The organism is Dokdonella sp. (genome assembly GCF_019634775.1).
GTDB lineage: Bacteria > Pseudomonadota > Gammaproteobacteria > Xanthomonadales > Rhodanobacteraceae > Dokdonella.
In genome coordinates, this window is record NZ_JAHCAS010000002.1 from 508,527 (window position 1) to 529,652 (window position 21,126).

Annotated in this window: 18 protein-coding genes; 7 read left to right on the top strand and 11 right to left on the bottom strand. The window is 66.8% G+C overall.

The features are described from left to right. Positions 1-153 precede the first annotated feature (153 nt). Positions 154-1,722 (bottom strand): amino acid permease, encoded by a 1,569-nt coding sequence (locus tag KF907_RS13095; RefSeq protein WP_291221031.1) that lies wholly within the window; start codon positions 1,720-1,722, stop codon positions 154-156. Positions 1,723-2,014: 292 nt separating this feature from the next. On the opposite strand from KF907_RS13095, the gene KF907_RS13100 reads away from it, so the two are divergent. After that, positions 2,015-2,581 carry an NUDIX hydrolase gene (locus tag KF907_RS13100; RefSeq protein WP_291221032.1) on the top strand — a complete coding sequence of 189 codons (567 nt, stop codon included), beginning with the start codon at positions 2,015-2,017 and terminating at the stop codon, positions 2,579-2,581. 14 nt (positions 2,582-2,595) lie between these two features. Here KF907_RS13100 and KF907_RS13105 read toward each other — a convergent pair whose 3' ends face one another. The 4 genes from KF907_RS13105 to KF907_RS13120 are packed head-to-tail and all read right to left on the bottom strand — an operon-like array spanning position 2,596 to position 8,419. Then, positions 2,596-5,760 (bottom strand): efflux RND transporter permease subunit, encoded by a 3,165-nt coding sequence (locus tag KF907_RS13105; RefSeq protein ID WP_291221034.1) that lies wholly within the window; start codon positions 5,758-5,760, stop codon positions 2,596-2,598. Positions 5,761-5,771: 11 nt separating this feature from the next. Further along, positions 5,772-6,755: an efflux RND transporter periplasmic adaptor subunit gene (locus tag KF907_RS13110; RefSeq protein WP_291221036.1), complete on the bottom strand. Its 984-nt coding sequence runs from the start codon at positions 6,753-6,755 to the stop codon at positions 5,772-5,774. Further along, positions 6,752-8,023 carry a TolC family protein gene (locus KF907_RS13115; RefSeq protein WP_291221038.1) on the bottom strand — a complete coding sequence of 424 codons (1,272 nt, stop codon included), beginning with the start codon at positions 8,021-8,023 and terminating at the stop codon, positions 6,752-6,754. The genes KF907_RS13110 and KF907_RS13115 overlap by 4 nt, the downstream gene beginning before the upstream one ends. Positions 8,024-8,062: 39 nt before the next feature. Then, positions 8,063-8,419, bottom strand: coding sequence for a hypothetical protein (locus KF907_RS13120; RefSeq protein WP_291221040.1), 357 nt, complete (start codon positions 8,417-8,419; stop codon positions 8,063-8,065). 126 nt (positions 8,420-8,545) lie between these two features. Between KF907_RS13120 and KF907_RS13125 the strand changes: the two genes are divergently transcribed. Together KF907_RS13125 and KF907_RS13130 are read left to right on the top strand one after the other, a co-directional pair. Continuing rightward, entirely contained in the window at positions 8,546-9,694 is a 1,149-nt protein-coding gene (locus KF907_RS13125; RefSeq protein ID WP_291221042.1) for a pyridoxal phosphate-dependent aminotransferase, read from the top strand. Between the two features lie 13 nt (positions 9,695-9,707). After that, positions 9,708-10,517: an amidohydrolase gene (locus KF907_RS13130; protein WP_291221043.1), complete on the top strand. Its 810-nt coding sequence runs from the start codon at positions 9,708-9,710 to the stop codon at positions 10,515-10,517. On the opposite strand, the gene KF907_RS13135 is transcribed toward KF907_RS13130, so the two are convergent. Together KF907_RS13135 and arsC are read right to left on the bottom strand one after the other, a co-directional pair. Continuing rightward, positions 10,501-11,535, bottom strand: coding sequence for a LysR family transcriptional regulator (locus tag KF907_RS13135; protein WP_291221045.1), 1,035 nt, complete (start codon positions 11,533-11,535; stop codon positions 10,501-10,503). The genes KF907_RS13130 and KF907_RS13135 overlap by 17 nt on opposite strands. Further along, positions 11,535-11,885 carry an arsenate reductase (glutaredoxin) gene (gene arsC, locus KF907_RS13140; protein ID WP_291221046.1) on the bottom strand — a complete coding sequence of 117 codons (351 nt, stop codon included), beginning with the start codon at positions 11,883-11,885 and terminating at the stop codon, positions 11,535-11,537. The genes KF907_RS13135 and arsC overlap by 1 nt, the downstream gene beginning before the upstream one ends. A 327-nt stretch (positions 11,886-12,212) precedes the next feature. Here arsC and KF907_RS13145 point away from each other — a divergent pair, with 327 nt between their 5' ends. Then, the gene (locus KF907_RS13145) at positions 12,213-12,923 is read left to right on the top strand and encodes a CsgG/HfaB family protein (protein ID WP_291221047.1); all 711 of its coding nucleotides are present in this window, start codon (positions 12,213-12,215) and stop codon (positions 12,921-12,923) included. 218 nt (positions 12,924-13,141) lie between these two features. On the opposite strand, the gene KF907_RS13150 is transcribed toward KF907_RS13145, so the two are convergent. Genes KF907_RS13150 through KF907_RS13160 form a run of 3 tightly spaced genes read right to left on the bottom strand, consistent with a single transcriptional unit; the run spans position 13,142 to position 16,208 of the window. Further along, positions 13,142-14,965 (bottom strand): monovalent cation:proton antiporter-2 (CPA2) family protein, encoded by a 1,824-nt coding sequence (locus KF907_RS13150; protein ID WP_291221048.1) that lies wholly within the window; start codon positions 14,963-14,965, stop codon positions 13,142-13,144. Positions 14,966-15,015: 50 nt separating this feature from the next. Next, positions 15,016-15,381 (bottom strand): DoxX family protein, encoded by a 366-nt coding sequence (locus tag KF907_RS13155; protein ID WP_291221049.1) that lies wholly within the window; start codon positions 15,379-15,381, stop codon positions 15,016-15,018. Between the two features lie 53 nt (positions 15,382-15,434). Next, positions 15,435-16,208 carry an SDR family oxidoreductase gene (locus KF907_RS13160; RefSeq protein WP_291221050.1) on the bottom strand — a complete coding sequence of 258 codons (774 nt, stop codon included), beginning with the start codon at positions 16,206-16,208 and terminating at the stop codon, positions 15,435-15,437. Between the two features lie 112 nt (positions 16,209-16,320). On the opposite strand from KF907_RS13160, the gene KF907_RS13165 reads away from it, so the two are divergent. The 3 genes from KF907_RS13165 (at position 16,321) to lolD (ending at position 19,404) form a co-directional block, all read left to right on the top strand. Next, entirely contained in the window at positions 16,321-17,235 is a 915-nt protein-coding gene (locus KF907_RS13165; protein WP_291221051.1) for a LysR family transcriptional regulator, read from the top strand. Between the two features lie 221 nt (positions 17,236-17,456). After that, a complete protein-coding gene (locus KF907_RS13170) occupies positions 17,457-18,698 on the top strand; it encodes a lipoprotein-releasing ABC transporter permease subunit (RefSeq protein ID WP_291221052.1) in 1,242 nt (413 codons plus the stop codon). Continuing rightward, entirely contained in the window at positions 18,691-19,404 is a 714-nt protein-coding gene (gene lolD, locus KF907_RS13175) for a lipoprotein-releasing ABC transporter ATP-binding protein LolD (RefSeq protein ID WP_291221053.1), read from the top strand. Before KF907_RS13170 ends, lolD begins: the two co-directional genes overlap by 8 nt. A 290-nt stretch (positions 19,405-19,694) precedes the next feature. On the opposite strand, the gene xseA is transcribed toward lolD, so the two are convergent. Further along, the gene (gene xseA, locus KF907_RS13180) at positions 19,695-21,053 is read right to left on the bottom strand and encodes an exodeoxyribonuclease VII large subunit (protein ID WP_291221054.1); all 1,359 of its coding nucleotides are present in this window, start codon (positions 21,051-21,053) and stop codon (positions 19,695-19,697) included. Between the last annotated feature and the right edge of the window lie 73 nt (positions 21,054-21,126).

Consider the following 21,126-nt stretch of genomic DNA (forward strand, 5'->3'; position numbering starts at 1 on the left):
GCGCCGAATTTTCCGCGGACATCGTTCGACCACCGCTCAATCGGGAGTTTCAGGTGGCTTGATGAGAGCTTCCCTAACGAAAAGGCCCCGGGAATCGCTCCCGGGGCCTTTTCGTTTTCAGTGGGCTTGCGCCCGATCCCGGATGGGAGCCGCTCAGCGCGGCGGCGCGGCGTCTTCCTTGAACTCCGGCAGGTCGGGGCCGTCCAGCGGCGGCTCACCCTTGGCCAGCTGTGAATTGCGCATGCCGTAGACGAAGTACAGCGCAATCGAGCCAAGCAGATACCACAGGAAGAACAGCAGCACGCGGTTCTCGACGGTGAAGATCAGTGCGAAGCAGGCGATGATGCCGAGGATCGGCAGCACGGGATACAGGGGTACCCGGAATCCGCGCGGCAGGTTCGGATGTGTGCGACGCAGCCACATGACCGCGATGCAGACGATGCCGAACGCAGCGAGCGTACCGACCGAGGTCATGTCACCAAGTGTGTTGATGTCGAAGAAGCCGGCGGCCACCGCCGTGATGATGCCGACCAGGATCGTGTTGATCCATGGCGTCTTGAACTTCGAATGGATGTTGGCGAACACGCGCGGCAACAGGCCGTCGCGTGCCATCGTGTAGAAGATGCGCGTCTGGCCGTACATCAGGACGAGGATCACCGAGGTCAGGCCGATGATCGCGCCAGCCTTGACGATCTTGGCGAACCAGGCCCAGTCCGGGCCGAGCGCGTCGACGGCGACGGCGACCGGGTCGGGCACGTTGAGCAGCTTGTAGTTGACGACCATCGTCATGACGATCGACACCAGGATGTAGAGCAGGGTGCACACGACCAGCGAGCCGATGATGCCGATCGGCATGTCGCGCTTCGGGTTCTTGGCTTCCTGGCCCGCGGTGGAAACGGCCTCGAAGCCAATGTAGGCGAAGAACACGATGGACGCGGCGCGCAGGATGCCGCCCCAGCCGAACTCGCCCTTCTCGCCGGTCGGCTCGGGGATGAACGGTTGCCAGTTCACCTTCAGCGCGTCGTAGTGCTGGATCACGTACCAGCCCACGATCAGGATGAAGGCGATGATGACGCTGGTCTTGATCGCGACGATCACGTTGTTGACCTTGGCGCTCTCGGACACGCCGATGACGAGCAGCGCGGCGAGGGCGAGGCAGATCAGGAAGGCGGGCAGGTTGAACAGGTAGGTCATCGGCATGCCGGCCGCATCGAGCAGCGGCTGGCCGTCGCGCATGATCGTGTGGCCGAACGGACCGGTCAGTTCGATCGGCACCTTGATGCCGTAGTCGCCGAGCAGGCTGACCACGTAACCGCCCCATCCGACCGCGACCACCGAGGCGGCGAGACCGTATTCGAGCAGGAGCAGGGCGCCCATCGACCAGGCGGCGAATTCGCCGATGGTGGTGTAGCTGTAGGTATACGCCGAGCCCGACACCGGCAGGGTCGACGACAGCTCGGCGTAGCACAGGCCGGCCAATGCGCAGACCGCGCCGGCGACGAGGAACGAGACCAGCACGGCCGGCCCTGCATGGAGCGCGGCGGCGTTGCCGGTGCGCACGAAGATGCCCGCGCCGATGATGCAGCCGATGCCGAGAAACACGAGGTTCCACGGTCCCAGCGAACGTTTGAGTTGGCTTGTGTCGCTTTCGCGCTGTACCTGGGCAACGCTCTTGCGCGCAAGCATGCGCCCAAGGAAACCCTGGTTCTGGGTATTCGCCATGGGACTATTTCCTGTTTGGCCGGTGATCGGAAGCGGCGGCTGCCGCGAGATGGAACCGGCCGCGATGGCCGGAAGCGGCGCCGCTCGCCGAGACGGCTGGCGGCTTCAAGCGCGTGCAATGCATGGTGTCCTCCCCGTGGAACGATCCGGCCTGAACGCCCGTCTGCAGCGGAGCTGTCCGGATGCCGGCACCCGACATTACCGGCTCGCACGCGGTGTGCACAAGCATGGGCGGCCGTTGGGCGCGATAATCACGGCATGCTTGCGTCATTCATTCCGGACATATCCAGTCATGACCGAACCTGCCACGGTGCTGCGTGCCGCCCTCGCGGCCTTCGCCGCGCTCGCACCGACCTCGGAATGGGTTGCTTTCACCTGCCTGCTCGACGACCCGGAGGATCCTTTCGTACGCACACGCCTGGCCGGCCACTTCACCGGCTCGGCCTGGCTGGTCAGCGGTGATGGTCGGCGCGTGCTGCTGACCCACCATCGCAAGCTTGGCCGCTGGTTGCAGCTCGGCGGCCATGCAGACGGCGAGCGCGATCTCTCCCTGGTTGCTCTGCGCGAAGCCACAGAGGAGTCGGGGCTGCACGGCCTGACGGTCGAGCCGGAGATCTTCGACATCGACCGCCACTGGATTCCCGAGCGCGGAACCGAGCCCGGACACTGGCACTACGACGTGCGCCATGTCGTGCGTGCGACGGCTGACGAGGCATTCACCGTGGGCGATGAGTCACTCGACCTGGCGTGGGTGGACATCGCGGCGATTGCCGCCGATCCAGGAGCTGACGAATCGCTGCGGCGCATGGCGCGGCGCTGGATGGCGCGCTCCGCGCACGGGCGCGCCATCGGCTCCTGATCGGGCAGTCGCCGTCACCCAGTTGTCGCTTCGCGCCAATGGACGAGCCGGTACAGCGCAGGCAGCACGAACAGGGTCAGCAATGTCGAAGAAACGATGCCGCCGATGACCACGCTGGCCAATGGCCGCTGCACTTCCGAGCCAGGGCCCACGTTGAGCGCCATCGGCACGAAGCCGAGCGCGGCAACCAGTGCGGTCATCAGTACCGCGCGCAGACGACCGGTCGCGCCGTCGAGAATGGCCTGATCGAGCCCGATACCCTGGCTGCGCAGGGCGCGGATGAAACTGATCATGACGATGCCATTGAGCACGGCGATGCCGGACAGGGCGATGAAGCCCACGGCGGCGGACACCGATAGTGGAATGTCGCGCAGCCATAGTGCGGCGACACCGCCCGTCAGGGCCAGTGGCACGCCGCTGAACACGATCGCTGCGTCGCGAACCGAGCGGAAAGCCACATAGAGCAAGCCGAAAATCACGACCAGGGTCACGGGCACTACCACCGCCAGCCTCCGCGCCGCCGAGATCAGCTGTTCGAAGGTGCCGCCGTAGTCGATCCAGTAGCCGCTCGGGATGTCGACTTCATCGACGATGCGCGTACGCAACTCCTCGACGAAACTGCCGAGATCGCGACCGCGCACGTTCGCAGTGACGACCACCCGGCGCTTGCCATTCTCGCGATTGATCTGGTTCGGCCCTTCGCCGTAGTCGATCGTCGCCAGTTCACGCAGTGGCACCGTGGTCGGATTGCCGCTCGCCCAGTTTTCGGCGCGGCTCGACTCATCGTGCCCGGCATCATTTGTCGCAAGCGGGATCGGCAGGTCGGCGAGGCGCGCCGGGTCACTGCGCAGAGCCTCGGGCAGGCGCACGACGATGTCGAAGCGCCGGTCGCCCTCGAACAGCTGGCCGGCGACGGTGCCGCCGATCGCGGTGCCGATGGCCGACTGCACGGCGATCTGGTTCAGGCCGTAGCGGGCGAGCCCCGCTGCATCGGGGGTGATGGTCAGCAGTGGCAGGCCGGTGGTCTGTTCGAGCTTGACGTCGGCGGACCCCGGCACGCGAGTCGCGACAGCCTCGATGCGCCGGCCGACCTCGGCCAAGGTGTCGAGGTCGTCGCCGTAGAGCTTGATCGCGACGTCGGCACGCACCCCGGAAATGAGCTCGTTCATGCGCATCTGGATCGGCTGGGTGAACTCGTGGCTGCTGCCGGGTAGTTCGTTGGCGGCCCGCTCGATTTCCGCGACGAGCTGCGGCTTCGGCTTGCGTGGATCCGGCCACTCGTCGCGCGGCTTGAGGATCAGGAAGGTATCGGCCACCGATGGCGGCATCGGATCGGTCGCCACTTCGGCCGTGCCGAGCTTGCCGAACACGCGTTCGACCTCGGGGAAGCGTGCGAGCCGTGCTTCCAGCGTCGATTGCATCGATACGGCCTGGCTCAGGCTGGTACCGGGAATACGCATCGCGTGCAGGGCGATGTCGCCCTCATCGAGGCTCGGGATGAACTCGGAACCGAGCCGCCCCGCGAGCGCGGCAGCGGCGACGACGAGCAGCATGGCCGCGCCCACCGCGACAAGGCGCAGGCGCAGCAACGATTCGAGCGCGCTTGCGTATATCCGGTGCGCGAAACGCAGTGGTCGGCTGTCGTGCTCGCGCACGTGCCCGCCCAGGAACATGGCGATTGCCGCCGGCACCCAGGTCAACGACAGCAGCATCGCCGAACCCAACGCGAGCACCACGGTCAGCGCCATCGGGTGGAACATCTTGCCTTCGATGCCGCCGAGCGCGAATACGGGTACGTAGACCGCGGTGATGATGGCGATGCCGAACAGGCTCGGCCGGATCACTTCGGCGGCTGCCACGGCGGTGAGATCGAGGCGTTCCTCGCGTGTCATCACCCGGCCAAGCGCCTGTTGGCGTTCGCCGAAGCGGCGCAGGCAGTTCTCGACGATGATGACCGCGCCGTCGACGATCAGGCCGAAGTCGAGCGCGCCGAGACTCATCAGGTTTCCCGAGACGCCGCCGCGCTGCATGCCGATGAAGGTCATGAGCATGGCGAACGGGATCACTGCCGCGGTGATCAGCGCCGCACGCAGGTTGCCGAGCAGGGCGAACAGCACGGCAACGACGAGCAGCGCCCCTTCGACCAGGTTCGTGCGCACGGTCGCGATGGTGCGTTCGACGAGGGCGGTACGGTCGTAGACGGGACGTGCGACGACGCCTTCAGGCAGGCTGGGCGCGATCGCGCGCAGGCGCTCGGCGGTCGCTCGGGCGACCGTACGGCTGTTGCCGCCAACCAGCATGAACACCGTGCCAAGCACGACCTCTTCGCCGTTCTGCGTGGCCGCTCCGGTGCGCAGCTCCGGACCTTCGCCGACATCGGCGACATCACCGATACGGATCGGAATGCCGTCTCGCCGGGCCAGCACGATTGCGCGCAGAGCTTCGAGCCCGGCGACCTGCCCCGGCACGCGCACGAGGTACTGCTGGCCGTTGCGCTCGATGTAGCCGGCGCCGATGTTCTCGTTGTTGATGGCGATTGCGCTGACGATGTCCTGGAGGGTGAAGCCGTGGGCGACCATCCTGGCCGGGTCGGGGGTGACGTGGATCTGGCGTTCGAAGCCGCCGATCGTGTTCACCTCGGTGACACCTGGGGTGTTGCGCAGCTGCGGACGCACGATCCAGTCCTGTACCGTGCGCAGATCGGTCGGCGTCCATGTCGTTCCATCGGCTTTCGGGCCGTCGGCCTCGACCGTATACATGTAGATCTCGCCGAGCCCGGTCGATACCGGCCCAAGTTCAGGCTCGATGCCGGCCGGCAGTCGCGTGCGTGCCTGCTGCAGGCGTTCGGCAACCTGCTGGCGGGCGAACCAGATGTCGGTGCCGTCCTCGAAGACGACGGTCACTTGCGACAGGCCGTAGCGCGACAGCGAACGCGTGTAGTCGAGACGGGCCAGGCCGGTCAGCGCGTTCTCGAGCGGAAACGTCACGCGTTGTTCCGCCTCGAGCGGCGAGAAACCGGGTGCGATCGTGTTGATCTGAACCTGGACATTGGTGATGTCTGGTGTCGCGTCGATCGGCAGTTGCTTCCAGCTCCATGCGCCGATCATGGCGAGCACGAGGGTCAGCACGAGCATGAGGGCGCGCTGCGCGATGGCCATGCGAATGATGCGTTCGAGCATGTCGGCGGCCCTCAGTGGTCGTGCGAGGCGCCGGATTTCCCGATGTCCGCCTTGATGAGGTAGCTCTGTTCGACGACCACCTCCTCGCCAGCGGTGAGACCCGCCAGCACCTCGACATTGGTGCCGTCGCGCCGGCCGAGTTCGACCTGTCGCGCTGCGTAGACCTCACCAGTGCGGACGAACACCACATCGCGGTCACGCAGGCGTTGCAGGGCCGACTGCGGCACGAGCAGATCGACCACATCGACGGCCACGGTCACGCGCGCGCGCACGGCCGCGCCGATCCGCCAATGGCGATCGGCATTGGCGATCGTGGCACGCGCAACCGTGCTCTGGCTCGCCGTTGCCGTGCCGGGCAATACGCGGTCCAGCCGTGTTGTCACGCCCAGGCCATCACCGAGGCGGACGACCTCGACCGGCAGGCCCGGGGTGATGTGCTGGGCGTCGGCGCCGAACAGATGCAGGTCGACCCATACCGTCGACAGGTCGGCGATTTCGAACAGTGGTGCGTCGCCGGCCAGGTCGCCGGGGGCGGCATTGCGCGCCATCACCGTACCGGCGAACGGGGCGAGGACCGCGTAGTCCGAAAGGCTGATGTTGCTTTCGACCACGGCCAGGGTCTGGCCAGCACGCACGTCGTCACCGACTCCGGCGTAGACCCGCTTGATCGGTCCGGGAAAGCGTGCGAAGACCCGGGCGCGACGCCCTTCGACCGGCGTGACGAGGCCCTGCACCTCGTGTTCGTCGCGGATCTCGCCGCCGGCAGCCGGTGTCGTGCGAATGCCGGACCGGGCGGCGATCGCCGCGGATATCGTGGTGCGGTCGACGTCCCGCGCCGCGTGTTCGTCATGGCTATCGCCGTGGTCACCGTGGTGGTCGTGGGTAGCGTCGTGCTCGTGTGCGTGTCCGTCGGCTGCCTCGTGTCTCGAGCAGGCGACGGGGCCGGAGGCGAGCGCAACGATGGAGAGGATGGCAAGGATGAGTCGGAGTTTCATGGTGTGGATGTCCTCTGCGCGGTCGCGCCGAAGGCATGGCCGGTCAGTCTTTGGATTTCGATGAGGGCGCGTTGGGCCTCGACCGTGGCGGCGAGCTGCTGGCGCTTGAGCGTCGTCGTTTCTGCCTGCAACTGAGACCACTCGAGCTGGCTCGCCGCACCTGCCCGGAAGGCGCGTTCCGCTGCCGCGGCGGCGGCGTCGAACCGTGGGATGACCTCGTCGCGCAGGTGGTTGGCTTCGAGAGCGCGCGCGTTGAGGCGGGCATGCGCTTCGGCGAGAACCGAGCGCAGGTCGAGCAGGCCGGCCTCGCGCTCGTGGCGTACGGCTTCCCGCTCGGCTTCCGCGGCGCGGATGGCGAACGCGGCGCGTGGGCGCGTACCCAGGGGCAGGGTCACACTGCCGACCAGGCCCCAGTCATCCGTGGCCTGCAAGCGACGTACACCGACTCGCCATTCGATATCGGCGTGCGCCTCGCTGCGTGCGAGCTGCACGCGCGCCTCGCGCAGGCGTTCCTCGTCGGCGTAGCGACGTAGTTCAGGCGTCGTCGCGAGCAGGCCGTCGATATCGGCGAAGGCGGGCACGGTTGGAATGAACGGCGTCGCCATGTCGGCGCGCAGGCCGATGGCATCGTTGCCACCCCACATGATGGCGAGCCGCAGGGCGGCCGCGGCCTGGGCCTGCTGTGCGCGTACGAGTTCGAGGTTTGCACGGGCGAGTTCGGCCTGCGCAGCCAGATGTACGGAAGCTGGTGAGGCGCCGGCATCGAAGCGTCGCTTCGTCGCGCGCAGCGTGTGCGTGCGCTGAGCGACAGCGTCGCCGGCAATCGTTTCCTCTGCCTGCGCGGCGACCAGGTCGAGGTAGCGACGCGCTACCTCGGCGAGCAGGTCGAGTCGCTTCGCGTCTTCGGCACTGGCGAGTGCCTCGCGACGCCGTTCGGCGACGGCGACGCGCGCTGGCCGCTTGCCGCCGCGCTCGATCACCGAGCCGAGGCCGAAGCTCAACTCCGCGCCGTCGAAGCCGCTTGCGCTGCCGCTGCCGAGCGCGTTCTCGATGTCGAGGCCCAGGCGTGGTGACGGTCGCAGCGCGGCGAGTTCCGCTTCGGCGGAGAGGACGTCGCGGGTCGCGGCAAAGCCGGCAAGCGCGGGATGATTGCGCTCGACGCGGGTGCTGGCCTCGTCGAGACTGATCGTTGCAGGCGTCGGCTGCGCCCGTGCATGCGCACAGGCGCCGACCGCCAAGGCGACGAAGGTCGCCATCCGGATGGACATGGCAGGACTCCGATTGAAGGGATGAAGGGCCGGTCGGCTTCAACCACTGATCGGAGGGCGCAACAGGTCAGGGCGCGGGTATGGGGGTATGCCCGGGGCATGGTCGATGGCGACGAATCCTGGTAGCAGGGCGGCCAACTCGACCGTCGTCGCGGCCGGCAGCACCGGCGTGCAGCAGCAGGCATCGATGTGCATCAACACATGCCAGCCCTCTGGTGGAGCGTGCTCGGCGCGCTCGCCGGCTTCATCGAGAGCCAGCCCGGCATGTGCAAGCGCATGCAGGTCGCTGTGCAGTTCACTGGCCAACTCCAGCGCTGGACGCGCCAGCACGCACAACGCGAGCAGCACGAAGCCGAGCCAGTGCAGGCGAATGAGTCGGTGACGGAGGCCGTCCATCGGCGCAGCTTAGCGAGCGGGCCACGCGATACACAATTTCATCGTCGTCGGGGCAGCATGGTCAAACTGGCCGTCCGCAGCTGCGTGCTACCATCCTCGGCCAATTGGACATCCATTCGGGAAGCGATGCAGATCGAAACCAAGCTGCCGAAGGTCGGCACGACGATCTTCACGGTCATGAGCCAGCTTGCCGCAACCCACGATGCGGTGAATCTCGGCCAGGGCTTTCCCGACTTCGACGGTCCGCAGGAACTGCGTGACGGGCTCACCGCGGCGATGAGTGCCGGTCGCAACCAGTACGCGCCGATGAGCGGTTGGCCGGCGCTGCGCCAGCAGATCGCGCTCAAGACGAAGGCGCTTTACGGCCGTGCGGTGGATGCCGACACCGAGGTGACCGTGACCTCGGGTGCGACCGAGGCGCTGTTCGCCGCGATCGCGGCGGTCGTGCGCACGGGTGACGAGGTCATCGTGCTCGATCCCTGCTACGACAGCTATGAACCGGCGATCGAACTGAATGGTGGTGTTGCCGTGCACGTGCCACTCGACGGCAGTGATTTCTCGGTGGACTGGCAGCGCGTGCGCGATGCGCTCACGCCGCGCACGCGCATGATCGTCGTCAATACGCCGCACAACCCTTGTGGCTCGGTGTTCTCGGCCGCCGACCTCGACGAACTCGCCGCGCTGACCCGCGACACCGGCATCTTCGTTTTGTCCGACGAGGTCTATGAGCACATCGTCTTCGATGGAGCCCTGCACCAGAGCGTGCTGCGCCACAACGAACTCGCTGCGCGCAGCTTCGTGGTCAGCTCGTTCGGCAAGACCTTCCACTGCACGGGCTGGAAGATCGGCTACTGCGTCGCCCCGCAGGCGCTCAGCGCCGAGTTCCGCAAGGTCCATCAGTACCTCACGTTCTGCACCTTCACGCCGGCGCAGATCGCGCTTGCCGAGGTGCTGGAACGCCTGCCGCAACACTATCTTGAGCTGCCGGCGTTCTACCAGGCGCGGCGCGAGTTCTTCCGCGGCCTGATGGAAGGTTCGCGTTTCCGCCTGCTGCCCGTCGGCGGTGCCTATTTCCAGGTCGCCGACTACTCGGCCATCAGCGAAAAGGACGACCTCGCCTTCTGCGAATGGATGGTGACGACGGCGGGTGTCGCGGCGATCCCCCTGTCGTCGTTCTACGAGACGCCGCCTTCGGGCCAGCGTCTGGTGCGCTTCTGCTTCGCCAAGTCCGACGACGTGCTGCGGGCGGGCGCCGAGCGCCTGCGCGTCCTGTGAGGAATCGACAGCGATGAACCTGCCCACCGCTCCGCTGCGCGTGTCCCTGGTGCAGGGCTCGACGCGCTGGCATGACGCTGCGGGCAACCGCGAATATTACGGCGGGCTGGTGCGCACGCTGGCCGGGCAGGGCGATCTCGTCGTCCTGCCCGAAACCTTCCTCAGCGGCTTCACCAACGAAACGCTTGGCAATGCCGAGACGATGGACGGCGAGGGCCTGCGCTGGCTGCGCGGCCTCGCCGCCGAGGTCGGTGCGGTCGTCACCGGCAGCTTGGTCGTGCGCGAGGGCGACAAGTGCGTGAACCGGCTGGTCTGGATGTGCCCGGACGGCAGCCATGCCTGCTACGACAAGCGCCACCTGTTCCGCATGGCCGGCGAACACGAGCGCTACACCGGGGGCAGCGAACGCCTCGTCGTGGACATCAACGGCTGGCGCATCTGTCCGCAGGTCTGCTACGACCTGCGTTTCCCGGTCTGGCTGCGCAACCGCTGGTCGCGCGAGGCGCAGCGCTTCGACTACGACCTGCTCGTGTTCGTCGCCAACTGGCCGTCGCCGCGCCGCTACGCCTGGTCGACCCTGCTGCGTGCGCGCGCAATCGAGAACCTGAGCTACTGCGTCGGCGTCAATCGTGTCGGCAGCGATGGCAACGGCCATGCCTACAGCGGCGACAGCGCCGTTCTCGATTTCCTCGGCCAGCCGCTGGTCGAACTCGGCGCACAGGAACAGGTCGTCACGGTGAGCCTCGATCCGCAGGCCTTGGCCGCGCACCGCGAACGTTTCCCGGCGTGGATGGACGCCGACGCGTTCACGATCCTCGATTGATTTTGCGCTCGGTCGCAGGAGCCCCCGCAGGAGCCCCTTTGGGGGCGATGCTTTTCGACGAATTGATGATCGCCCCTGAAGGGGCTCCTGCGGGCGTTTCGTGCGCCTCGCAGCAGGCGCGCTCCCAATACGGCTCGGGACCGAAGCGCTCGACCAGGAAATCGATCAGCGCGCGCGTCTTTGCCGGCAATGCGCGGGTCTGCGGGTAGACCGCGTGAATGCCGATCTCCGGTACCTGCCAGTCGGCGAGTACGGGTACGAGCCGGCCCGTTTTCAGCGCATCGCAGGCGATGAAGGTCGGCAGCAGGCCGATGCCGCAGCCCTCGATCGCCGCCGCCAGTACGTAGTCGCCGTTGTTGACACGGAGATTGCCGGCCAGCTTGACCTGCACGGTTTCACCCCGGCGTGTGAAGCTCCATTCGCCGGGCTTCTGCGACAAGGTGTAGATCAGCGCGTTGTGGGCCACAAGTTCGTCGGGGTGCTGTGGCGTACCGGCACGGTCGAGATAGGACGGCGCCGCCACCGTGACCAGGCTCACCAGTGCGATGCGCCGCGCGACCAGGCTCGAATCGGCGAGCCGACCGATGCGGATCGCGAGGTCGTAGCCCTCATCGACGATGTCGACCAGGCGGTCGTTGAGGCCGAGCTCCAACTCCACGCGCGGAAAGCGCTTCTGGAACTCGGCCAGCGCAGGAGCGAGATGGCGCACGGCGAACGAGATAGGCGCACTGACGCGCATGCGTCCGCGCGGTTCGATCTGCAGTTCGGCCGCTTCTGCCTCTGCTTCGGCGAGCGCGTTGAGCACGTCGTTGACGCGCGCGTAGTAGTTCTTGCCGGGATCGGTCAGGCTGACACGCCGTGTCGTGCGGTTGAGCAGGCGTACGCCGAGGCTGTCTTCGAGCGCCTGGATCTGCTTGCTCGCCAGCGCGCGCGAAATACCCATCTGGCCAGCTGCGGCGGTGAAGCTTCCGGCGTCGACGACGCGCACGAACAACTGCATCGCCTGCAACTTGTCCATCAGAGGATGGAGAGGATCGCTTCGGGCGGCCGGCCGATCGCCGCCTTGCCGTTGGCGAGCAGGATCGGGCGTTGCAGCAGGGCGGGATTGGCGACGAGTGCGGCGATGAGTTCCTCGCGTCCGAGTCCCGCATCGTCGAGGCCGAGTTCGGCATAGCGCGGTTCGCCGGTGCGCATCAGCGCGCGCGGCTCCACGTCCAGGCGGGTCAACAGGTCGGCGACGAATGCCTTGGTTGGCGGAGCCTTGAGGTACTCGGCGACCTCGAACGCGACCCCGCGCGCTTCCAGCAGGGCGAGGGCCTCGCGCGATTTCGAACAGCGCGGATTGTGCAGCAGGATCGGGGTTTCCACCGGCTTCTGAATGGGCTGAACGGAACCTCACTGTAGCCGAATGCGCCATCGAGGCAAGCGCAAGGTTCAGCGTTTGCGGCGGACGGGAGCTGGAGTTGGCTGCGCGCATGCATGCAGTGGCCCGCATCACCCGATGTCGGCAGGCGTTCTTTGCTGCGCCGCAGCGAATGTGAAACGTTTTGCATTCGTTGGGTGAAGCCCTGCAACAGGTGTCCGCGCAACGGGACGCATAACGGCATTTGCAGCCTGCTAGAATGCGCGCCGATCGCTCCTATGGGGCGGGCGACACGGGTCGGTTCGAAGCAATCCTTACGGGAGCACAAGCTGATGAAGAAGTTTGCAGTGGTGGCCGCGATGGCCATCGCCTCAATGGTTTCGGGCACGGCATTCGCGCAGGGCAAGCCCTCGATCGGTGTCGCCGAGTTCAAGAACGAATCCGGCGCAGCCTGGTGGCGCGGCGGTGTGGGCTGGGAACTCTCGGGCATGCTGTCGAACGAACTCTCCAGTACCGGCAGCTTCCGTGTGGTCGAACGTGCCAAGCTCGAGAAGGTGCTGGAGGAGCAGAATCTCGCCGCCTCGGGTCGGGTGCGTTCGGGCAGCGGCGCCAAGATGGGTCAGTTGACCGGTGCCGATTACCTGGTGATGGGCACGGTGACTTCGTACGAAGAGAACACCGCCAGCACCGGCGGCGCGATCGCGTTCAAGGGCATCGCGCTCGGCGGCAAGAAGAGCGAGGCCTACATTGCGGTCGACGTGCGCGTGGTCAACGCGACCACCGGTGAAGTCGACTTCTCGCGTACGGTCGAAGGTCGTACCTCAGGTGGTGGCGTCAGCGTCGGTGTGTTCCGCGGCGGCTTTGGCGGCACCCTGGCCAACGAGAAGAACACCCCCGCCGGCAAGGCGATCCGCGCCGTGCTGGTTGAGATCACCGATTATCTCAGCTGCGTGATGGTGGAGCGTGGTGGCTGTGAGGCCGAATACGCGGCCAAGGAGCGCAAGCGCCGCGACAGCAACAAGAAGGGCCTCAAGCTCGACTGACGCCTCGCCGCCGGGCCTGCTGCGGCAGGCCCGACGGCCCGCGTGACAGAACCGCCCCTCCCGTGCGAGCGGGAGGGTTTTTTGTTGGCGTTGTTGCCCGTGCGAGCATCCACGAGCGCTGCCGCGAGCGCGCTTGGGCTGACTGCAGGGCGGTTCGATCCCGATCCGCGGACGCCACCTGTGCCCTGCTCGCAGGAGTGGACACGATGCGGGCACCCTCATTGCTGGTCCGTCGTGGCGGCCACCCTGGCCGTTTCCTCGCTGAGGGCCTGGCTGCGTTTGGCCGGAGTCGTGTAGGGCGTCGGTTTCGGCGCATTGCCGAGCAGCAGGTGGCGGCCCGCGCCGAACCCTCCGGCGATGTCGAGTTTGAGGCGTTCGGCATCGCGGCGGCGGATATCCGCCGCTGTCTCCCTGGCTTGCTCCGCGTCGACGCCGAGTTCACGCAGTGCCACCTCGCCGAAGGTCATCGCGGACTCGAAGGTCTCGCGCACCAGGTGATCGACGCCCTGGCCGATCAGTTCGACCGCATGCTCGCGGTCGAAGGCGCGCACCAGCAGCTTCGCCTGCGGAAACTCGTGGCGCGCCAGCTCGACGATACGACTGGTCGTGCGGCGATCGTCGACACAGGCCGCGATCAGCCGGGCGCGACCGGCGCCCGAGGCATGCAGCACGTCGAGGCGACAGCCGTCACCGTAGTAGATCTTGAAACCGAACGTGGTGGCGGCGCGAATCATGTCGGTGTCCGTGTCGATGATCGCGATGTCGAACCCGCGCGCGAGCAGCAACTGGCTGACGACCTGGCCGAAGCGGCCGAAGCCGATGATCAGGACAGTGCCTTCGAGGTCATGCGCGGCCTCGACCCCGTCCATCGATGGGCCGCGCTTCGGCGAGAGTCGGCGCAGGGCCAGCATCGCCAGTGGTGTCAATGCCATCGACAGCACGACGATGGCGGTGAGATTGGCGTTGATCGCAGCATCGATCACCCCGGCATTGGCGGCATGCGAGAACAGCACGAAAGCGAACTCGCCGCCCTGGGCCATCAGCACGGCGCGGTCGATCGCATCGACATGGCTGGCGCGGGTGAGGCGTGCGACGACGTAGATGCACAGTGCTTTCATCGCCATCAGCGATAGCACCCCGCCGAGGATCAGCGGCCCGTTGCGCGCGACCACCGCGAGATCCAGCGACATGCCGACGGCGAGGAAGAACAGGCCGAGCAGGATGCCGCGGAACGGTTCGATGTCGGCTTCGAGCTGGTGCCGGAACGTCGATTCCGACAGCAGCACACCGGCAAGGAAGGCGCCCATGGCCATCGACAGGCCACCGAGCTGCATGAGCAGGGCCGCACCGAGCACGACGAACAGGGCCGCTGCGGTCATCACCTCGCGCGCCTTGGCGCGGGCGAGGACGCGGAACAGGGGATTGAGCAGCCACAGGCCGGCCACGATCAGGCCGGCCAAGGCAGCGATGCCGATGCCGATGCCGGCCCAGCGTGACTGCCCGGCGTCGACATGGTGTGGCGACATGAAGGCGACCAGGGCGAGCAGCGGCACGATCAGCAGATCCTCGAACAGCAGGATCGAGACCATGCGCTGGCCGCGCGGCTGGCTGATGTCGCCGCGTTCGTCGAGCAGTTGCATGACGATCGCGGTCGAGGTCAGCACGAAGCCCATCGCGCCGATCAACGACACCGGCAGCGGGAAGCCGAAGGCGAGGCCGACGCCGGTCAGGCCGAACGTGCAGGTGGCGATCTGCAGGGCGCCGAGGCCGAAGATCTGGCGACGCAGCTTCCACAGGTGCGAGGGCTGCATTTCCATGCCGACGACGAACAGGAACATGACCACGCCGAGCTCGGCGACATGCAGGATTGCCGCGGGATCGGATATCCACTTCAGCCCGAACGGGCCGATGACAAGGCCGGCGGCGAGATAGCCGAGCACCGATCCGAGACCGATGCGCCGGAAGATCGGCACCATGACCACGGCCGCGCCGAGCAGGGCGACCACCTTGACCAGTTCCCCACCCGTGCCTTCGATCGCCATGCCCTCGCTCCGTCAGTATGGGTTGCCCGCCTCGCGCGGTGGGATCGATATCAGCGCCGCCCGCGTGGAATGGTCGCGAGCAGGAGCAGGCCGCCGACGATGGCAAGATTCTTGAGGAAGTGCAGCCATTGCCCATGCGCCTCCGCGCCGTGGTAGCGCCAGAACGGATGCGCGAGGAAGGCATCGGCAACCAGGAAGACGGCGATGAGCAGGGCCAGGATGCGCACCTGCCAGCCGATCGCGAGGAGCAGGCCGGCGGTCAGTTCGAGGGCGCTGAGGACGAGATTGCCGCTGGAGATGGCCGTGCCGGCGAGCGGGCCGACGCCGGTGGCACCGAGCAGGCGTTCGCTGCCGAGTCCGATGAAGATGCCGGCCAGCAGCACGCGGGCGAGCAGGGGGACGAAGGATGCGTTCATTCGGGCTCCATGGGCCACGCGCGTTTCGCGCGCGCCCATGATGCCATCGGCGGTCAGCGCGTGGTGTAGCCGCCGTTGGCGAAGATCGTCTGCCCGGTGATCCACCAGCCTTCGGTGACGAGGAAGCGCACGATCGGGGCAATGTCCTCGATATCGGTCAGGCCCTTCTTCGAATAGCCGCTGAGTGCCGCGGCGGTGCTGTGGTAGGCGACGGCCTCGGGTGTTTCCTGGCCGTAGAAGAACGGCGTGTCCATCGGGCCCGGGCCGATCGCGTTGACCGAGATGCCGCGTGCACCGAACTCCTTCGAGGCAGCGCGCGTGAAGTGCTCGACCGCAGCCTTGCTGGCCGGATAGACCGCATAGAACGGCGTGTAGGCGGCGAGCAGCGAGCTGACGATGGTGACGATGCTGCCGCCGTCGGCGAGCGTGCGGCCGGCCTGCTGGATGAAGAAGAACGCGGCCTTGGCGTTGGCGTCGAAGCTCCGGTCGTAGTCGGCCTCGGTGACTTCGAGGATCGGCTTCTTGATGACCACGCCGGCGGTGTTGACGGCCACATCGATCTGGCCGAAGTGCCGCTGCGCGGTATCGAACAGGCGTGTGTTGCTTTCGACCTCGGCGAGGTTTCCCTGCACGAGGATCGCTTCGCAGCCGAGGGTCTTCAGTGCGGCGGCGGTGCGTTCGGTTTCGGCCTTGGAGGCATCGCTGTTGTAGTGCAGGGCGATGCCGCGCGTGCCGGCTTCGGCGAACTGGCGAGCGATCAGTGCGCCGAGGTTCTTGCCGCCGCCGGCGATGACGGCGACTTTTCCGGTGAGGGTGCGGGCACTCATGCGGGACTCCTGATGATTGGGGTCTTGAGCATGATTTGGACGTGAAGGAAGATAAATCGGCTCGAACTGAATGGTATCGTCGGATTTCTCGACCAATCACCGGGAGGAGGCCATGGATCGTCTCCAGGCCATCGAGGTCTTCGTCCGCGTCGTCGACGCCGGCAATTTCACGCGGGCCGCCGACAGCCTGCGCATGCCGCGCTCGAGCGTGTCGACGATCGTCCAGCGTTTCGAGTCGTATCTCGGCGTACGCCTGCTCCAGCGCACCACGCGGCGCATGCAGTTGACCGACGAAGGCATCGCCTGCCACGCCTGGTGCCAGCGCCTGCTCGCGGACATCGATGAGGGTGAAAGCCGGTTCCGCGGGACCGGGATGCGCCCGCGTGGCCGCTTGCGCGTCGACGTGCCGAACCGCATCGCGCGGCGGGTCATCGCCCCGGCCCTGCCGGGATTCTTCGCCGAGTTCCCGGACATCGAACTCGAACTGCGTTCGAGCGACCGCGCCGTCGACCTCGTAGAGGAGGGCGTCGATCTTGCGATCCGCGTCGGCGAACTGCGCGATTCGCGCCTGGCCGCGCGGCCACTCGGGCATCTGCGCATGATGAACCTCGCCAGTCCGGGGTATCTGGCACGCCATGGCTTGCCGCAGGTTCCCGCCGACCTCGACCGGCACTTCGCGATCCACTACGCCTCTCCGACCAGCGGCCGTATCGAGGAGTGGGAATACGTCGAGGACGGAGTCGTGCTGACCAAGCCGATGCAGGCCAGGGTCACGGTCAACAACGTCGAGACCTACGTCGCCTGCTGCCTTGCCGGGCTTGGCCTGATCCAGATCCCCGCCTACGACGCGCGCGAACACCTGAGCGACGGTTCGCTTGTCGAAGTGCTGTCCGCATGGCCGGCGGCAGCGATGCCGCTGTCCGCGCTGTACCCGCACCGGCGCCACCTGTCGCCGCGGGTGACCGCTTTCCTCGACTGGCTGGTGCCGTTGTTCGAGGCCGGGTTCCAGCCACAGCATCCCGTGTAGGAAACGGCTTCAGTCGTGATGCTCTGGTTTGCAACGTCACAGGGCAAACGCACCAGGCTTGGGGTGTTTCCCGCGAAATCGTCGGCGTCGCTGGCGCGCACCGACGGATCAAGTCCGGAGCACAAGCCGGGCAACTTGCCGCCGCGTGCCGGCTTGCGGCACTCTTTGCGCCTTGCGCTGTCTCCAGGAGCTGCGCCCGACCCCCGGGGATCGTCGCCCGCATGTTCCGACCGCTCGAAGTCTTCATCGGCCTGCGCTACACGCGCGCCAAGCGCCGCAACCATTTCATCTCGTTCATTTCACTGGTGTCGATCCTCGGCATCGCGGTCGGCGTGACTGCACTGATCACCGTCATTTCGGTGATGAACGGCTTCGACAAGGAGCTCAAGGAGCGCATCCTCGGCATGGTCGCGCACGCGACGATCTCGGGCATCGACGAAAGCGTGCGCGACTGGCCGCATGCTCTCGAACGCGCCGCGGCGAATCCGCACGTGCTCGGCGCCGCGCCCTATGTCGAACGCGAGGCCATGCTGCAAGGCGAGCGTGTGGCCGGTGCGATCGTGCGCGGCGTCCTGCCCGAGTACGAGCCACGCGTGTCGGAAGTCGATCGGCGCATGGTGCAAGGTTCACTCGACGAACTTGCCAGGGGGCGCTTCAATATCGTGCTTGGCCGCGAACTGGCGATGCAGCTCGGCGTCGGCATCGGTGACATGGTCACCGTCATCACCCCCGAGGTCAGCACCTCACCGGCCGGCGTGCAGCCGCGCTTCAAGCGCTTCCACGTCAGCGGTCTGTTCGAAGTCGGCATGCAGGAATACGACGGCGGTCTCGCCATCATGCACATGGACGACGCGCAGACGCTGTATCGCCTGGGCGGACCGACCGGCGTGCGCCTGCGCCTCGACGACCTTTTCCGCGCCTATGCAGTCGCGCGCGACGTTTCCGGCCAGCTCGGCCAGGCCTATCGCGTGACCGACTGGATGCAGGGCCACAGCAACTTCTTCAAGGCGATCGCCATGGAGAAGAAGGTCATGTTCCTGATCCTCTCGCTGATCGTCGCGGTGGCCGCGTTCAACCTCGTCTCGACCCTGGTCATGCTGGTCACCGACAAGCAGGCCGACATCGCCATCCTGCGCACGCTCGGGGCCACGCCGGCCAGCGTGATGGGCATGTTCATGGTGCAAGGGGTGCTGGTCGGTGCGCTCGGCATCGCCCTTGGCGTGCTGTTCGGCGTGCTGCTCTCACTCAACCTCGAGGCGATCGTCAAGTGGGTCGAGACGACGTTCGGCATCTCGTTCCTGTCGCCCGATGTCTACTACATCAGCGAACTGCCGTCCGATCTGCACTGGAACGACGTTGGCTGGATCACGGTGACGGCTTTCGTGTTCTGCGTCATCGCCACGCTGTACCCGGCCTGGCGTGCAGCGCGTACCGAACCGGCGGCGGCGTTGCGCCATGAATGAGCCGAAGGAATCCGTGATGACGATGCCGGTCGTGCTCAGTGCCGACAAGGTCGCCAAGGTCTATGCCGAGGGCAGCCTGCGCACCGATGTGCTGCACGATGTCAGCTTCAGCGTGCGGTCCGGCGAGACCGTGGCGATCGTCGGTGCCTCGGGCAGCGGCAAGAGCACCTTGCTGCACATCCTCGGCGGCCTCGACACGGCGACCTCGGGCGAAGTGACAGTCGCGGGCCGGGAAATGTCGCGCTTGTCCGACCGCGCGCGCGGCGTGCTGCGCAATCGCGCGCTCGGCTTCATCTACCAGTTTCATCACCTCCTGCCTGAGTTCACCGCGCTCGAGAACGTGTGCATGCCGTTGCTGATCCGCGGCACGTCGATCGCCGACGCGTGCACGCAGGCCACCGCATTGCTCGAACGCGTCGGCCTCGGCGCGCGCCTCGGACACAAGCCCGGCGAACTGAGCGGCGGCGAACGCCAGCGCGCCGCGGTCGCACGTGCGCTCGTCACCCGTCCCGCCTGCGTGCTCGGCGATGAACCAACCGGCAACCTCGACGAACGCAACGCCGCGCAAGTCTACGAGCTCATGCTGGAACTCAACCGCGAGATCGGCACGGCGCTCGTCCTTGTCACGCATGACCGTGGCTTGGCCGAGAGGATGGATCGGGTGCTGGAGTTGCGCGGTGGGAAGTTGCACGAGCTCGTGGAATAGACTCGACCGCCCCACGGCCGTCATGCCGGTGCAGGCCGGCGTCCAGCTCCTTGCGTTTGCTGTTCGTTTTCTCTTGGTGGCTTGGGTACCGGGTTCCGCTCGCCTCGACAGCGAGCGGAACCGGATACCAAAGTCGCCAACAGGAAGCGCAGAACAAGTCCGGCAGAGCGCGTGATCCAGGCACCCGCCCACACAACGGCGACGAGCGTCGCCGTATCGTCGCCCGAGGGAGCAGGGAGACCACCTATCCAGCTGTCAAGATTTCCGCGGCTAGCTCGGTGATCTGGAGATTACTCCCCCATGACCCTCACCCGAATCTCACCATCCACCAACCGCGCACGCAACGCGGTGCCGGCAGTGACATCGCCGACCGAACGCAGCACGCGGCCGCTGTCGGCGTCGAACAGGATCGCGTAGCCGCGGCTGAGGGTGGCAAGCGGGCTGGTGGCCTGCAGCGTGCGGGCGAGTCCGGCCATGCTCATGCGGCGGCGCTCGATGGCGTGGACGACTGCACGACACAGGCGGGTCTGCAGGGTGTCGAGACGCGTGTGCGTGCGCTGAATGTGCGCACCAGGGTGGTTGACCTCGAGGCGCGAAAGCGCCTTGGCGAGACGGGCATGCCGGCGCTCGCTGCCGTGGGCGACGAACTGCTCGAGGCGCCGGCGCAGGCCGAGCAGACGCTCATGGCCACGCGCGAGCCGCTCGCCGGGGCGCAGGGCCTGAAGGCGCGCATGCCAGTGGTCGAGATGCTGGGCGAGGGCTTCGAGACGGTGGCGCTGGCGGACCACCAGGCGATCGCGCTGGCCCTGCAGGAGACGGCCGAGATCGGCCTGGTCCGGCACGAGCAACTCGGCAGCAGCCGAAGGCGTGGGCGCCCTCAGGTCGGCAACGAAGTCGGCGATCGACACATCGGTTTCGTGACCGATCGCGGCGACCACCGGAATCGGGCTGGCCACGATCGCGCGCGCGACACGTTCGTCGTTGAAGGCCCACAGATCCTCGAGCGAGCCGCCGCCGCGGGTGAGCAGCAGTACGTCGTGCCGTGCGGCTGCAGCGGCGGCAGCCAGCATCGTGGCGATCGCCGGTGCTGCCTCATTGCCTTGCACCGGCACCGGCAGCACGTCGACTTCGACCAGCGGGAAACGTCGACCAAGGACGCTGAGCACGTCACGCACGGCCGCGCCGGTGGCCGAGGTGATGACGCCGATCCGGCGCGGCCATGCGGGAAGGGCGCGCTTGCGGGCGGCATCGAACAGACCTTCCGCGGCGAGACGGGCTTTCAGGCGTTCGAATTCGCGGCGCAACGCGCCTTCGCCGGCTGGTTCGAGGTGCTCGGCGATGAGCTGGAACTCGCCGCGCGCTTCGTACAGGCTGACACGTGCGCGTGCCAGCACCTGCATGCCGTCGGTCGGCTTGAATGGCAACCAGGTGCTGCGCGGCTTGAACATCGCGCAGCGTACCTGTGCTGCGCTGTCCTTGAGCGTGAAGTAGAGATGCCCTGAGGCCGGGCGCGAGACATTCGACAGTTCACCCTCGACCCACACCAGCGGCAGGGCATCTTCGATGAGGTCGCGTGCCAGGCGGTTGAGCGAGGACGGCGTAAGGATCGTGCGCGCCCGTGCACCGTCGCCTTCATTTGCCGGGCTCATGGATGAATGGTTGCCGTTGTATCCATGGTGACGGTTTCGCATGGTCTGCCTGCGCTGGCAAGGGGCGGATGGC

Coding starts and splice junctions, on each gene's coding strand:
- KF907_RS13150 (WP_291221048.1), bottom strand. CDS start 14,965: ATGGCGATCGAAGGCACGGGTGGGGAACTGGTCAAGGTGGTCGCCCTG.
- KF907_RS13145 (WP_291221047.1), top strand. CDS start 12,213: ATGAAGAAGTTTGCAGTGGTGGCCGCGATGGCCATCGCCTCAATGGTT.
- lolD (WP_291221053.1), top strand. CDS start 18,691: ATGAATGAGCCGAAGGAATCCGTGATGACGATGCCGGTCGTGCTCAGT.
- KF907_RS13155 (WP_291221049.1), bottom strand. CDS start 15,381: ATGAACGCATCCTTCGTCCCCCTGCTCGCCCGCGTGCTGCTGGCCGGC.
- KF907_RS13100 (WP_291221032.1), top strand. CDS start 2,015: ATGACCGAACCTGCCACGGTGCTGCGTGCCGCCCTCGCGGCCTTCGCC.
- KF907_RS13110 (WP_291221036.1), bottom strand. CDS start 6,755: ATGAAACTCCGACTCATCCTTGCCATCCTCTCCATCGTTGCGCTCGCC.
- KF907_RS13125 (WP_291221042.1), top strand. CDS start 8,546: ATGCAGATCGAAACCAAGCTGCCGAAGGTCGGCACGACGATCTTCACG.
- KF907_RS13105 (WP_291221034.1), bottom strand. CDS start 5,760: ATGCTCGAACGCATCATTCGCATGGCCATCGCGCAGCGCGCCCTCATG.
- KF907_RS13120 (WP_291221040.1), bottom strand. CDS start 8,419: ATGGACGGCCTCCGTCACCGACTCATTCGCCTGCACTGGCTCGGCTTC.
- KF907_RS13135 (WP_291221045.1), bottom strand. CDS start 11,535: ATGGACAAGTTGCAGGCGATGCAGTTGTTCGTGCGCGTCGTCGACGCC.
- KF907_RS13170 (WP_291221052.1), top strand. CDS start 17,457: ATGTTCCGACCGCTCGAAGTCTTCATCGGCCTGCGCTACACGCGCGCC.
- KF907_RS13095 (WP_291221031.1), bottom strand. CDS start 1,722: ATGGCGAATACCCAGAACCAGGGTTTCCTTGGGCGCATGCTTGCGCGC.
- KF907_RS13130 (WP_291221043.1), top strand. CDS start 9,708: ATGAACCTGCCCACCGCTCCGCTGCGCGTGTCCCTGGTGCAGGGCTCG.
- KF907_RS13115 (WP_291221038.1), bottom strand. CDS start 8,023: ATGTCCATCCGGATGGCGACCTTCGTCGCCTTGGCGGTCGGCGCCTGT.
- xseA (WP_291221054.1), bottom strand. CDS start 21,053: ATGAGCCCGGCAAATGAAGGCGACGGTGCACGGGCGCGCACGATCCTT.
- KF907_RS13160 (WP_291221050.1), bottom strand. CDS start 16,208: ATGAGTGCCCGCACCCTCACCGGAAAAGTCGCCGTCATCGCCGGCGGC.
- KF907_RS13165 (WP_291221051.1), top strand. CDS start 16,321: ATGGATCGTCTCCAGGCCATCGAGGTCTTCGTCCGCGTCGTCGACGCC.